General features: G+C 72.7%; 9 protein-coding genes. 3 read left to right on the top strand and 6 right to left on the bottom strand.

Annotation, left to right across the window (positions count from 1 at the left end):
* Positions 1-25: 25 nt before the first annotated feature.
* Entirely contained in the window at positions 26-2005 is a 1980-nt protein-coding gene (locus OG956_RS04865; protein ID WP_330336687.1) for a Xaa-Pro dipeptidyl-peptidase, read from the bottom strand.
* A 196-nt stretch (positions 2006-2201) separates the two neighbouring features.
* On the opposite strand from OG956_RS04865, the gene OG956_RS04870 reads away from it, so the two are divergent.
* Positions 2202-3704: a M1 family metallopeptidase gene (locus OG956_RS04870; RefSeq protein WP_330336688.1), complete on the top strand. Its 1503-nt coding sequence runs from the start codon at positions 2202-2204 to the stop codon at positions 3702-3704.
* Between the two features lie 11 nt (positions 3705-3715).
* On the opposite strand, the gene OG956_RS04875 is transcribed toward OG956_RS04870, so the two are convergent.
* Together OG956_RS04875 and OG956_RS04880 are read right to left on the bottom strand one after the other, a co-directional pair.
* Positions 3716-4639, bottom strand: coding sequence for a PfkB family carbohydrate kinase (locus OG956_RS04875; protein WP_330336689.1), 924 nt, complete (start codon positions 4637-4639; stop codon positions 3716-3718).
* Positions 4640-4918: 279 nt separating this feature from the next.
* Complete coding sequence (locus tag OG956_RS04880) at positions 4919-6394, bottom strand: amino acid permease (protein ID WP_330336690.1); 1476 nt, start codon at positions 6392-6394, stop codon at positions 4919-4921.
* Between the two features lie 234 nt (positions 6395-6628).
* On the opposite strand from OG956_RS04880, the gene OG956_RS04885 reads away from it, so the two are divergent.
* Positions 6629-7336 (top strand): MerR family transcriptional regulator, encoded by a 708-nt coding sequence (locus tag OG956_RS04885; protein ID WP_330336691.1) that lies wholly within the window; start codon positions 6629-6631, stop codon positions 7334-7336.
* On the opposite strand, the gene OG956_RS04890 is transcribed toward OG956_RS04885, so the two are convergent.
* The 3 genes from OG956_RS04890 to OG956_RS04900 are packed head-to-tail and all read right to left on the bottom strand — an operon-like array spanning position 7322 to position 11967.
* The gene (locus OG956_RS04890) at positions 7322-9505 is read right to left on the bottom strand and encodes a 3-hydroxyacyl-CoA dehydrogenase NAD-binding domain-containing protein (RefSeq protein ID WP_330336692.1); all 2184 of its coding nucleotides are present in this window, start codon (positions 9503-9505) and stop codon (positions 7322-7324) included. The genes OG956_RS04885 and OG956_RS04890 overlap by 15 nt on opposite strands.
* Positions 9506-9547: 42 nt before the next feature.
* Complete coding sequence (locus OG956_RS04895) at positions 9548-10762, bottom strand: acetyl-CoA C-acetyltransferase (RefSeq protein ID WP_330336693.1); 1215 nt, start codon at positions 10760-10762, stop codon at positions 9548-9550.
* Between the two features lie 44 nt (positions 10763-10806).
* The gene (locus OG956_RS04900; protein ID WP_330336694.1) at positions 10807-11967 is read right to left on the bottom strand and encodes a CaiB/BaiF CoA transferase family protein; all 1161 of its coding nucleotides are present in this window, start codon (positions 11965-11967) and stop codon (positions 10807-10809) included.
* 792 nt (positions 11968-12759) lie between these two features.
* Between OG956_RS04900 and OG956_RS04905 the strand changes: the two genes are divergently transcribed.
* On the top strand, positions 12760-13959 hold the full coding sequence (locus OG956_RS04905; protein ID WP_330336695.1) for a saccharopine dehydrogenase family protein: 1200 nt from the start codon (positions 12760-12762) through the stop codon (positions 13957-13959).
* The last annotated feature ends 39 nt before the right edge of the window (positions 13960-13998 follow it).

The following is a 13998-nucleotide window of genomic DNA, read 5'->3' on the forward strand; positions in this document are numbered from 1 at the left end:
AGGGACGCCCTGCGGCGCGTCCCCGTCAGCCGAGCGGGACGTGCCGAGCCGGGTGCGTTGCGCGAACCCCCTTCAGAAGCGCCGGCCCCGGTCGCACCGGCGCGCTGCCCGCCGTGGCGCGGGCGAACGCCGCCGCGCCGCCGACCAGCGGGAGGTTCGCCGTCGTGCCCGGCAAGAACACCGTCAGAGTCGGCTTCGTGGACGGCGGGTCGATGAGGTCCCGGTCCGTGCCGGCGATGACCAGCGCCAGCCGGTGCCCCTTGGGAACGACGTGGTCGGTGGCCGCCAGCCGCAGGGTCATCGTGTACGCCCTGCCCGGGGTGAGCGGGACGCCCTTGCCGAGGGAGGCGTAGTGGCCGAGGTCGGCCCAGCCCCGGCTGAACACGGTGTAGTCGACCCTTGCCGTCCTGGCCGCCGTCTCCTTGAAGCAGGCGCTGTCCCCGGCCGTGCTCTCTCCCCAGCAGCTGCGGGAGGCCAGCGTGGTGATGCCCTCCCCGGCGTCGGCGTAGTCGCGGACGGTGTCCGGGCCGACGTCGACCAGCACGGCGGACAGGTGGGCCGACGCGGTGGTCGGCGTCGCGGTCACCGTGACCGTGGCCGAGCCGGACAGGCGCAGGTCGTGCGTGAGCGGTGCGGTGAGGAAGCCGGCCTTCTCCGGGGTCGGCGTGGTGAGGCGGCCCGCCCAGTCGGTCTCGCTCAGCTTCGGGTCGTCGGTGAAGGTCTCCGTGCCGCGGGCCGGGCGCAGGCCGAGCGTGCCGACTCCCGCCCGGGTGCCGGGGGCCGGGTGGAGGACGGCGGTGCCGGTGGTCCGCGGGGGCCAGACCCGGGAGGTGACCCACTGGTCGGGGTGGCGTTCGATGTCGGCCATCGGCTCGCGGTCGATGCCGTTGTCGTAGCCGAGGAGTTCGTGGTCGAACCAGCGGTGGAGGGTGTCCACCCAGGCGCCGCGCCGGTAGTCGAAGGGGTCGACGTGCCCGGTCTGCGAGAGCCAGATCTTGCGCTCGACGCCGTGCCGGGCGAGGGCGTCCCACCACTGCCCGAGGTGCTTGGTGCGGACGTTGAGGTCCTGCATGCCGTGCACCAGGAACACGCTGGCGCGCACCTTGGCCGCGTCCTTGACGTAGTCCCGCTCGGTCCACAGCGGGGTCCAGTCGCCGCTGCGCGGGCTGCCGTCGGCGAGTTTCTTCCGTACGGCCGCGCAGTGGGCGTGCGCCGCGTCGTTCTCGACGTACCCGGCCAGCTCGTCGGGGCCGCCGTCGTACAGCGGGGCGCCCTGCGCGACGTAGTAGTCGTACCAGGAGGAGATGGCGCTGATGGGGACGACGGTCCTCAGGCCCTGGACGCCGGTGGCGGCCACGCCGTTGGCGATCGTGCCGTCCCAGCTCTTGCCGATCATGCCGGTCCGTCCGTCGGTCCAGCCGGCCCGGACGGTCTTCGTGCCGGCCCGGCTGGTGTACCCCGTGGCGCGGCCGTTCAGCCAGTCGACGACGGCCTTCGCGGACTGGATGTCGGAGCGGCCGCCGACGTCGACGCAGCCGTCGGAGCGGTTGGTGCCGGCGAGGTCGACGCCGACGAAGGCGTAGCCGCGGGGCACGAAGTAGTTGTCGTAGAACAGCGGCATCTGGACGACACGGCCCTGCGGGTCGTACGTCTTGACCTGGCTCTCGTTGCCGCGTCCGCAGCAGGAGTAGTAGGGGCTCGCGTCCATGATGACGGGCACCTTGCGGCCCTGGCGGGCGGGCTCGGACGGCCGGACGATGTCGGCGGCGACGCGATCGGTCCTGCCGTCGCCGTCCTCGTCGAGACCGGTGTCCACCCACACGGACTCGCGGACGGCGTGGGCGTAGGAGTAGACGGGCCGGCTCTCCCGTGGGGCCGGGCTGATGGCGGTGGCGGCCCGGGCGGCGGTCGGGGTGAGGAACGCGGCCGTCAGGACGGCGACGACCGCGGTCGCGAGCGCTCTCCAGATCGTGGAGCGAGCGGGAAGGGGGATGCGTGTCGGCATGCGCGGACGGTACTGCGGTCAACTCCCGTACAGAAGAGGGACTCGCGGCGATCCGTGGGCTCGTGACGGCCGAATGGCGATCGTGTGACAGCGGGTGCCATGGACAGGCCGGCGGCCACAGGCACTGAATAGGCTCCGGACAGGTTCTCGACGAATCTTCCGAACGGACCTTCCGTCCCGACGACTTGGAGCTGACGTGCACCGCAGAATCATCGCGCCCGGCGCACTGGCGGCGGCCTCCCTCCTGCTGGCGATCCCGGCATCGGCCGCGAGCTACTCCCCCGGCGCGCCGGGCATCGGCGACCCCTACTACCCGTACTACGGCAACGGCGGCTACGACGTCTCGCACTACGACCTGAGGCTCCAGTACCAGCCGAAGACGGACGAGTTGCAGGGCACGGCGACGATCCTGGCGCGGACCACGCAGGACCTGTCCAGCTTCGACCTGGACTTCCTGCTGGACGTCAGTGAGGTCCGGGTCAACGGCGCGAAGGCCGCCTTCACGCGCGCCCAGCAGCACGAGCTGGTGGTCACGCCGAAGACGCCGCTGGCCAAGGGCACGCCGGTCACGGTGGTGGTCCGCTACAGCGGGGTGCCGTCGGCGAAGAGCGCCTACGGCTTCACCACCTGGCACCGCACCCCGGACGGCGCGGTCGCGGCCGACGAGCCCGAGGCCGCGTGGTGGTGGTTCCCGAGCAACGACCACCCGAGCGACAAGGCCACCTACGACGTGTCGGTGGCCGTGCCGGACGGCACCCAGGCCCTGTCCAACGGCACGCTGCAGTCGACGAGTTCGAAGCTCGGCTGGACCCGCTACACCTGGCGGCAGAACAAGCCGCAGGCCACCTACCTCGCCACCCTCGCCATCGGGAAGTTCGACATCACCACCAGCACCTCGGAGGGCGGGGTGCCGGTCGTCAACGCCTACAGCAAGGACCTCGGCGACGACGAGGGGGCCGCGCGGGCGAGCGTGGAGCGCACCGGGGAGATCGTCGACTGGCTGAGCGGCTACTTCGGGCCATATCCGTTCAGCACCGCGGGCGGTTATGTCCCCCACACCACCACCGGGTACGCGCTGGAGACGCAGACCCGGGTCTACTACAGCCCCAAGCAGTTCGCGAACGGCTCCAACACCTCGGTGGTCGTGCACGAGCTGGCCCACCAGTGGTACGGCGACGACGTGTCGCTCAAGGGCTGGAAGGACATCTGGATCAACGAGGGCTTCGCCCGGTACGCGCAGTGGCTGTGGTCGGAGCACGAGGGCGAGGGCACCACGCAGGAACTCGCCGACTACGTGTACGCCTCCCACCCGGCCGACGACGCGTTCTGGACGGTGAAGCCCGGCGACCCGGGCCCGGACGACCAGTTCGACATCGCCGTGTACGACCGCGGGGCGCTCGCCATCCAGGCGCTGCGCAACGCGGTCGGGGACGAGACGTTCTTCCGCATCCTGAAGGGCTGGCCGAAGGAGCACGCCTACGGCAACGCCTCGGTGGCCGACTTCGAGCGCTACGCCGAGCAGGTCTCCGGCAAGCCGCTCGTCTCGCTGTTCGACACCTGGCTGTACCAGCCGTCGAAGCCGGCGGCGCCCGCGGCACGCGCCGCGTCCCTGGCGACGGCCGGCACCCAGGCGGCCCGGCCGAAGTCGTGGAAGAAGATCGAGGCGACGAACGGCCTGCACGACGCGCGCGGGCACTGACCGGGGACCGGCTAAGGCCTGCTTTCTCCGCCTGGTGCGGCCCGCTCGAGCAGCTCGGCCCGGCCTATCGACTCCGCTCGGGAGGCCGGGACCGTGCAGGCGTGGGCGCCCGCGACCGCGCCGTAGCGGGCGCAGGTCTCAGGGGGCTCCCCGGTGAGGCGGCCGTAGAGGAACGCGGCGGCGAAGGCGTCGCCCGCGCCGTTGGAGTCCACCACCGGTGCGGGCGGCTCCGCCGCGGGCACCCGGGTCAGCTCGCCGCCGGCCAGCAGATACGCGCCCTCGGCTCCGGCGGTGGCGACCACCACCTCGGCCCGGCCCCGCCCGGCAATGCGCCGCATGGTGCGCTCGGGGTCGGGCAGCTTGGCGGCGGAGAGGAAGACGACGTCGGCGGCGTGGGCGAACGGCTCGTGGTACGGGTTCTCGCCGTCCCAGTCGTGCAGGTCCGTGGACAGGCCGACGCCTGGGGAGGTGAGCACCGGCAGGGCCTCGGCGCAGGGCTGGGTGATCGTCACGTGCACGTGCCGGCTCGCCCCGGCGAGCATGCGCAGCAGCTCCGGCGGGAAGCGGTCGCCGGGGCGGGTGCGGCTGGTGTCGTACAGGGACAGGCGGCGGCCGTCCGGGCCGACCAGGTTGACCGCCCGCTTGGTGCCCGCCGGCTGCGGGAGCGCGGTCAGGGCAATGCCGTGCTCGCAGTGCAGGGCGCGTACGAGGTCGCCCTCCGGGTCGTCACCGAGCAGGTCGAGGTGGTGGGTGCGCAGGCCCAGTGCGGCGAGGCCCAGCGCGACGAAGTCGCCGGTCTGTCCGGCCCGGGTGCGGATCCCGGAGTCGATCATGTAGCTGTCGGCGTACGGCAGCGGCAGCTCGGGGACAGGGACGATCGTGTCGACCCCGGCCCCGCCCAGCACCAGGACGTCCGTCGGGGGGTGTGTGCTCATGCGCCGCCCTCTGTGTGGTCGTACACCGTCACCGCGTGTTCCACCGGACGGGCCGGGACTCTCGCCGTGGGACCTCCGAGCAGTGGCGATCCGGGCCGTACGTGGCCGGCCGTGCGGTTCACCGCGCCCCCCTTCGGGGGGCGCCCCCGACCGTACACGGCAGGGCGCCGGGCCACGCCCGGGCCCCTGGGCCGACGGCACGGTGGCGTCACCTCGGACGTAGGGGGTGTCCGACGTGACGCCACCGTGGGCGGTGCCACCGACGGTGGCGCTGAGCTGTTACCTGGTCAGCTGCGAGAGTTCGTCGTCGGTGCGGCGGTCCACCCGGCGGCGCACGGCGAACCAGCCGGCGACCAGCAGGACGGCGATCACCGGGATGAGCAGGACCGTCTTGCGGCCGACCTCGGGGTCGTTCCACATCATGCCAAGGCAGGCCAGCAGGAAGGCGATCGTGGCGATCTCGGTGACCGGGCTGAACTTCAGCTGGAAGTGCGGCCGGGTCGCGAGGCCCGCGCGGGCGCGGCGGACGAAGATCATGTGGCAGATCATGATGATCACCCAGGTGCTGACGATGCCGAGGGAGGCGACGTTCAGCACGATCTCGAAGGCCTGGCTGGGCATCAGGTAGTTCAGGCCGACGCCGAGGACGCAGACCGCGCAGGTCAGCAGGATGCCGCCGTAGGGCACCTGGCTGCGGCTCATGCGCGCGGTGAACCTGGGCGCGGAGCCCGCCATGGCCATCGAGCGCAGGATGCGGCCGGTGGAGTACAGGCCGGAGTTCAGCGAGGACATGGCGGCGGTCAGCACGACCAGGTTCATCACGTCACCGGCCGCCGGGACGCCGATCTTCGACAGGACCGTGACGAACGGGCTCTCGTCGGCGGAGTACACGGAGCCCGGCAGCAGCAGGGCCAGCAGCACGACCGAGCCGACGTAGAACAGGCCCACGCGCCACATGATCGAGTTGACCGCGCGCGGCACGATCTTCTCCGGCTCGGCGGTCTCGCCCGCCGCGACGCCCACCAGCTCCAGGGCCGCGTAGGCGAAGATCACGCCCTGCATGACCAGGACGACCGGCATCACGCCGTGCGGGAAGACGCCGCCGTGGCCGGTGATCACGCTCAGGCCGGGGGTGTGGCCGCCGACCTTGTGCTGGGTGGCGAGCAGGAAAACGCTGATCAGCATGAAGCCGACGATGGTGGCGACCTTGATGATCGAGAACCAGAACTCCATCTCGCCGAAGATCTTCACCGAGATCAGGTTCACGGCGAGGACCACCGCGAGGGCGATCAGCGCCAGCACCCACTGCGGGATCGAGGTGAAGAAGCTCCAGTAGTGCGTGTAGAGCGCGATCGCGGTGATGTCGGCGATACCGGTGGTCGACCAGTTCAGGAAGTACATCCAGCCGGCGACGTAGGCGCCCTTCTCGCCGAGGAACTCGCGCGCGTACGACACGAAGGAGCCGGAGGACGGGCGGTACAGGACCAGCTCGCCCAGGGCCCGGACGACGAAGAAGGCGAACACGCCGCAGACCAGGTAGGCCAGGGCGAGTGCCGGGCCGGCGTTGTGCAGGCGGCCGCCGGCGCCGAGGAGGAGGCCGGTGCCGATGGCGCCGCCGATGGCGATCATGTTGATGTGGCGGGCCTTGAGGTCCTTGCTGTAACCGGCGTCGCCCGCGTCCGCGGGCGTCCGGGCCGCCTGCGCCGTCTGGGTGCGGGCGGCGGCCTGTGCCGATTCCACGGCGTCCTTGCTCACGGGTGGTTCACTTCCTGGTGCGCCCGGTCCTCGTGGGCCCGGGGGACGTGCAGGGCTCGGTCCGCACCACCCTGGTGAGTCGGGGCACAGACCGAGACAGCAGCTTCCCAGACATGGGCCTGTCTCCGCGGTGGCCCAGGTCACAGAGCGTTACTTCTCACACGATCAACTCAGCGTCCACACGACGTTCACCACAGGTTTCACAGCGTTGGTGAGACAGCGATACTGCTGCACATGACCACCGACGTCGGGGACACGCCCCTCACCATCGACGAGCTGGCCGCCCGGGCGGGCGTCACGGTGCGCACCGTCCGCTTCTACGGCAGCAAGGGCCTGCTGCCGCCGCCGGTGATCGGCCCGCGCCGGGTGGGGCACTACGGGCCGGAGCACCTGGCGCGGCTGGCTTTGATCGAGGAGCTGCAGCGGCAGGGCATGACGCTGTCGGCGATCGAGCGCTACCTGCGCCGGCTGCCCGCGGACCTCTCCCCGCACGACCTGGCCATTCACCGCGCGGTGGTCGCCTCCTGGGCGCCGGACGAAGTGGAGACGGTGTCCCGGGAGGAACTCGGGCGACGGGCGGGACGGGCGCTCACCGACGAGGACCTGGAGCGGCTCGCGGCGATGAACGTGGTCGCCGCGGCGGAGGACGGCGCCTTCCGGGTCGACTCCGGGCTGCTCCGGCTCGGCGTGCAGCTGCTGGACGTGCCCCTGTCGCAGGAGGCGATCCTCGCGGCGCGCAAGGTGCTCGTCGAGCACTCGCGCGCCGCGGCTCACGAGCTCTCCCAGCTCCTGCGCGGCGAGGTCGCCGAGCGTGACGCCCGGGACGTGAGGTCGCTGTCGGCGCACATGCACCCCTTGGTGGTGCAGGCGCTGCTGACGACGTTCCAGCGGTCGCTGCGCGAGGAGCTGAGCGAGTGGATCACCCGGTCAGGAACGGGCTGAGTCGGCGAACACCTCCCCTTTCCCGGCCTTCTCCACGAGCAGCGCCGGCGGGGTGAACCGCTCGCCATAGCGCTCGGCCAGCTCACGCGCGCGTGCCACGAATCCGGGCAGGCCGCCTTCGTAGCCGTTGATGTACTGGAGCACACCGCCGGTCCAGCCGGGGAAGCCGATGCCGAAGACCGACCCGATGTTGGCGTCGGCGACGGAGGTGAGGACGCCCTCCTCCAGGAGGCGCACGGTGTCCAGCGCCTCGGAGAAGAGCATCCGCTCCTGCATGTCCCGGAACGGGATCTCGTGGCCCGGCTTGGTGAAGTGCTCGCGCAGGCCCGGCCACAGCCCGGCGCGCTTGCCGTCCTCGGTGTAGTCGTAGAAGCCGGCGCCGCCGCTGCGGCCGGTGCGGCCGAACTCGTCGACCATGCGGTCGATGACCGCCTCCGCCGGGTGCGCGGTCCAGGTACCGCCGGCCTCCTCAACCGCCCGCCTGGTCTCGTTGCGGATCTTGCGCGGCAGGGTGAGGGTCAGCTCGTCCATCAGGGACAGCACCTTGGCCGGGTAGCCGGCCTGGGCTGCGGCCTGTTCCACGGAGGCGGGCTCGATGCCCTCGCCGACCATGGCGACGCCCTCGTTGATGAAGTGGCCGATCACCCGTGAGGTGAAGAAGCCGCGCGAGTCGTTGACGACGATCGGCGTCTTGCTGATCTGCCGGACCAGGTCGAAGGCGCGGGCGAGGGCCTCGTCGCCGGTGCGCTCGCCCTTGATGATCTCGACCAGCGGCATCTTGTCGACCGGCGAGAAGAAGTGCAGCCCGATGAAGTCGGCCTGGCGCTCCACGCCCTCGGCGAGGGTGGTGATGGGCAGGGTGGAGGTGTTCGAACACAGCAGGGCGTCGGGCGCGACGACGGACTGGACCTCCTGGAACACCTTGTGCTTGAGGGCGGTGTCCTCGAAGACGGCCTCGATCACGGCGTCGCAGCCGGCGAGGCCGGACACGTCGGCCGTGGGCGTGATCCGGGCCAGCAGCGCGTCCGCCTTCTCCTGGCTGGTACGGCCCTTGGCGACGGCCTTGGCGCACAGCTGCTCGGAGTAGCCCTTGCCCTTGACGGCCGCCTCCAGGGAGACGTCCTTCAGCACGACGTCGATGCCCGCGCGGGCGCAGGAGTAGGCGATGCCGGCGCCCATCATGCCCGCGCCGAGGACGGCGACCCGGCGGACCTGGCGGGGCTCGACGCCCTTCGGGCGGTTGGCGCCGGAGTTGACCGCCTGGAGGTCGAAGAAGAACGCCTGGATCATGTTCTTGGCGGTCTGCCCGGTGACCAGCTCGGTGAAGTAGCGGGTCTCGATGGTGCTCGCGGTCTCGAAGTCGACCTGGGAGCCCTCGACGGCCGCGGCCATGATGGCGCGCGGGGCCGGGTAGGGGGCGCCGTTCGTCTGCTTGCGCAGGTTGGCGGGGAAGGCGGGCAGGTTGGCGGCGAACTTCGGGTTCGCGGGGGTGCCGCCCGGGATCCTGTAGCCGGGGACGTCCCAGGGCTGGTGGGACTCGGGGTGGGCGTCGATGAAGGCGCGGGCCTTGGCGAGCATCTCCTCCTCGGTCGCGGCCACATCGTGGACCAGGCCGTTCTCCAGGGCACGGCGCGGGTTGTACTGGGTGCCCTGCAGCAGCACCTTCAGCAGCGCGTCGGTGATGCCCATCAGGCGCACGGTGCGGGTGACGCCGCCGCCCGCGGGCAGCAGGCCCAGCGTGACCTCGGGCAGCCCGATCTTGGAGCCGGGGGCGTCCAGGGCGATGCGGTGGTGGGAGGCGAGCGCGATCTCGTAACCGCCGCCCAGAGCCGCGCCGTTGATGGCGGCGACGACCGGCTTGCCGAGGGTCTCGATGCGGCGCAGCGCGCTCTTGATCGCGGTCGCGGTGTCGAAGACGCGCTGGGCGTCCTCGGGCCGGGCCCTGATCATGTCCTTGAGGTCGCCGCCCGCGAAGAAGGTCTTCTTGGCGGAGGTGTAGACGATGCCGCGGATGGAGTCCCTCTCGGCCTCCGCGCGCGCGGCGATCGCCGTGATGGAGGCCCGGAAGGCCTCGTTCATGGTGTTCGCGGACTGGTTGGGGTCGTCCAGGACGAGGGTGACGACACCGGTGGCGTCCTGCTCCCAGCGGATCGTGGTGCTCTCGGTCATGACAGTGTTCTTTCGTTGAGGTCCGGTGATTCCGCGGGGAGTTCAGACGCGCTCGACGACGGTGGCGATGCCCATGCCGCCGCCGACGCACAGGGTGGCGAGGCCGTAGCGCTTGTCCTGGCGCTCCAGTTCGTCCACGAGGGTGCCGAGGATCATGGCGCCGGTCGCGCCGAGCGGGTGGCCGAGGGCGATGGCGCCGCCGTTGACGTTGACCTTGTCCAGGGTCAGGCCCATGTCCTTGACGAAGCGCAGCACGACCGCGGCGAACGCCTCGTTGATCTCGACCAGGTCGATGTCGTCGATGGTGAGGCCGGCCTTGGCCAGGGCCTTGCGGCTGGCGGGGGCGGGGCCGGTGAGCATGATGGTGGGCTCGGAGCCGGAGACGGCGGCGGAGACGATCCGCGCGCGGGGGGTGAGGCCGTAGCGCTCGCCGGCCTCCTTGGAGCCGATCGCGACGAGGGAGGCGCCGTCCACGATGCCGGAGGAGTTGCCCGCGTGGTGGACGTGGTCGATCTTCTCCACCCAGTGGTACTTCTGCAGCGCTACGGCGTCGAAGCCGCCGAGTTCGCCGATGTCCGCGAAGGACGGCTTGAGTTTCGCGAGGGAGTCGGCGGTGGTGCCGGGGCGCATGTGCTCGTCGTGGTCGAGGACGACCAGGCCGCTGCGGTCCCTGACGGGGACGACCGAGCGTTCGAAGCGGCCCTCCTTCCACGCGGTGGCGGCGCGCTCCTGGGACAGCGCCGCGTACTCGTCGACGTCGCGGCGGGAGAAGCCCTCGATGGTGGCGATCAGGTCGGCGCCGATGCCCTGCGGCACGAAGTTGACGGTGAGGTTGGTCATCGGGTCGTTGAACCAGGCGCCGCCGTCGGAGGCCATCGGCACCCGGGACATGGACTCCACACCGCCCGCGAGGACCAGGTCCTCCCAACCGGAGCGGACCTTCGCAGCGGCCAGGTTGACGGCTTCCAGGCCGGAGGCACAGAAGCGGTTCTCCTGCACGCCCGCGACCGTGTCGGGCAGGCCGGCGGCGATCGCCGCGATCCGGGCGATGTCGGAGCCCTGGTCGCCGACCGGGCTGACGACGCCGAGCACGATGTCGTCGATGGCGGCCGGGTCGAGGCCGGGGAAGCGGTCGCGGATCTCGTGGATCAGGCCGACCACCAGGTCGATGGGCTTCGTGCCGTGCAGGGCGCCGTTCGTCTTGCCGCGGCCGCGCGGGGTGCGGATCGCGTCGTACACGTACGCTTCGGTGCTCACTGGTGTGCCTTTCGGGAAGGGTGGGCCGAGCGGGGTGGCCGGGGTCAGCCGGCGTCGGTGACCGGGTCGTCGTTCACGAGTGCGGGTATCCCCCAGTCGCGGGCCACCGCGTCCGTGTCGGCGCCGGGCAGGGCGGGGCCGGTGCGGACGGAGGTGGGGGTGGCGGAGAAACGGGGGGCGGGCGCCGGCTGGGTGATACCGGCGTGGCCGGTGAAGGTGCCGCGGGCGGCGAGGTGCGGGTGGTGGGGGGCCTCGCGCAGCGACAGCACCGGGGCGACGCAGGCGTCGGTGCCCTCGAAGAGCCGGGTCCACTCGTCCCGGGTGCGGGACTTGAAGCGGGCGGCGACGCGCTCGCGCAGCTCGCCCCAGCGGGTGAGGTCCGTGTGGGCCGGCAACAGGTCCTCCAGGTCCAGCAGGCGCAGGAACTCCGCGTAGAACCGCCCTTCCAGGGCGCCGACCGCCATGTGCTCGCCGTCGGCGGTCTCGTAGGTGCCGTAGTAGGGGCAGCCGCCGTCGAGGAGGTTGGCGCCGCGCCGGTCCTGCCAGCCGCCGGCCGCGAGCATGCCGTGGATCATCGCCGACAGGTGGGCCGTGCCGTCCACGATGGCGGCGTCGACGACCTGCCCGGCGCCGCTCACGCGCGCGTGGTGGAGGGCGGCGAGCACGCCGACGACCAGGTAGAGGGCGCCGCCCGCGTAGTCGCCGAGCAGGTTGGCGGGGAACACCGGGGGCTCGTCCGGGCGTCCGGTCATGCCGAGGGCGCCGGTGACCGCGATGTAGGCCACGTCGTGGCCCGCGCGGTCGGCGAGGGGGCCGTCCTGGCCCCATCCGGTCATCCGGCCGTAGACCAGGCGGGGGTTGCGGGCATGGCACTGCTCGGGGCCGACGCCGAGCCGCTCGGCGACGCCCGGCCGGTAGCCCTCGAGCAGGATGTCGGCGCGCCCGGCGAGGTCCAGCACGCGTGCGGGGCCGTCGGGCGCCTTCAGGTCGATCACGACCGAGCGCTTGTTGCGGTTGGTGACGTCGTACGCGGGGTCGATCCCGAGGCCGGGGCCGCCCGGGCGGTCCACCCGGACCACGTCCGCGCCCAGGTCGGCGAGGAGCATGCCGGCGAACGGGCCCGGCCCGATGCCGGCCAGCTCGGCCACGCGCACGCCGGAGAGCGGACCGCTGCCCGGCGCCGCCGGCGTCCCTGCCGTCGTCATGCTCTGCTCCCCAGCGTGTGTGACACAAACGATGTAACACCGGTGATGCTAAGAACGTGTTCCACCGGACACAAGACCTAACGAGCAAGCGCTTAGTCGAGTGCCCGGAGCCGCGCGGATCACCCGGGAGAGTGAGAGGCGCGTGCGCCGGGACCGTTCTGGAGTGCCGCGGGGGGTTCCGTGCGGGGCCCGCGTCGAGTCGGTCACCGGCTGCCGCCGACCGGGCGTCGGGGGCACCGGCCGGGTCGGCCTCCGCCCGCGACCACCGGTCCGGGTCCGGACTGGCGAGTCGGCCCGGGGACCGCTCGGCGCCCGCCCGCGACCACCGATCCGGCGTCAGGACTCGCGAGTCGGCCCGGGGACCGCTCGGCGCCCGCCCGCGACCACCGATCCGGCGTCAGGACTCGCGAGTCGGCCCGGGGACCGCTCGGCGCCTGCCCACGGCCACCGGGTCCGATGTCAGGGCTGCCGGTCGGGTCGGGGCCGCCCCGGCGCCTTCCCGCGGAGGACGCCCCGGCGCAGGGACGCCGGTCGGGGTACGGGCGGCGCGGCCGAGGCTCTGCGGCGGCCAGGGCGTGGTGACGGCGCGCGTGGCGGCGCCGGTCCGGGCCCCGGGTCCGGCCCGGGGGGGGGACCCGGTGACCCGAGCGCGGACGCGGGGAGTTTCTTCCGGTTCGTCGGGGCGTTCCTGGCTGCGGCCACCACTGCCTCCGGGCTGGTCGTCGGCACTCGCACTCCTCACGCTAGCCTCAGCCACCGACAGCGGCGCGGGCTGCGGGACCAAGGGGTGTCATGGGCAGGCTGAACGGGACGGACCGTCCGTACGACCTCGTGCTCTTCGGGGCCACCGGCTTCGTCGGCGCCCTCACGGCGGAGTATCTCGCCGCGCACGCGCCGAAGGACCTGCGCTGGGCGGTGGCCGGCCGCGACGAGGGCCGGCTGGAGCGGCTGCGCGAGCGGCTGCGCGGAGCCGAGGAGATCGGCGTGCTGCGGGCCGACGTGAGCGAGCCCGCGACCCTGCGGGCCCTCGCCGAGCACGCGCGCGTGGTCGCCACCACCGTCGGGCCGTACGTGCTCTACGGCGAGGACCTGGTCGCCGCCTGCGCGGACACCGGCACCGACTATCTGGACCTGACGGGCGAGCCGGAGTTCGTGGACCTGACGTACGTCCGGCACGACGCACGCGCGCGGGAGACGGGCGCGCGCCTGGTGCACGCCTGCGGTTTCGACTCCGTGCCCCACGACCTGGGCGTGTACTTCACCGTCCGGCAGCTGCCGGAGGGGGTCCCGCTCACCGTGGACGGCTATGTGACCGTGGACGCCGCCTTCTCCGGCGGCACGCTGGCCTCGGCGCTGAACCAGTTCGCCCGCGGCCCGCAGTTGCTGGCCGCGGCGCGCGAGCGGCGCCGGCACGAGCCGCGCCTGATCGGGCGCCGGATCACGGCGGCGCCGGGCGCGCCGGGGTTCGCCGGGGAGGTCGGCGCGTGGGCGCTGCCGCTGCCGACCGTGGACCCGCAGATCGTGCGCCGCTCGGCCAGGGCCCTCGACCGGTACGGCCCCGACTTCCGCTACCGGCACTACGCGGCGGTGCGGCGGCTGCCGGTGGCTCTGGGCGGGGCCGCCGCCGTCGGCGCGGTGCTGGCGGCCGCCCAACTGCCGCCCGCGCGGCGCTGGTTGTCGGGCCGGCTGCGGCCGGGGGACGGGCCGCGCGCGGAGCGGCGGGCGCGGAGCCGGTTCGCGGTGCGGTTCGTCGGCGAGGGCGGCGGCCGGCGCGTGTTCACGGAGGTGGCGGGCGGCGACCCCGGATACGACGAGACGGCGAAGATGTTCGCCGAGGCGGCCCTCAGCCTGCTCTTCGACGACCTCCCGCCCACGGCCGGACAGGTCACCACGGCGCAGGCGATGGGCGACGCCCTGACCGGGCGGCTGCGCGCCGCGGGGATCACGTTCCGGGTCGCGGCCGTCGACCCCGGGCCGCCCTCCGCCGTTTGAGGCTTCGCAGGCCGAACCCCCGGCTCCCCCGCGGCCATC

The organism is Streptomyces sp. NBC_00557, assembly GCF_036345995.1.
Classification (GTDB): domain Bacteria; phylum Actinomycetota; class Actinomycetes; order Streptomycetales; family Streptomycetaceae; genus Streptomyces.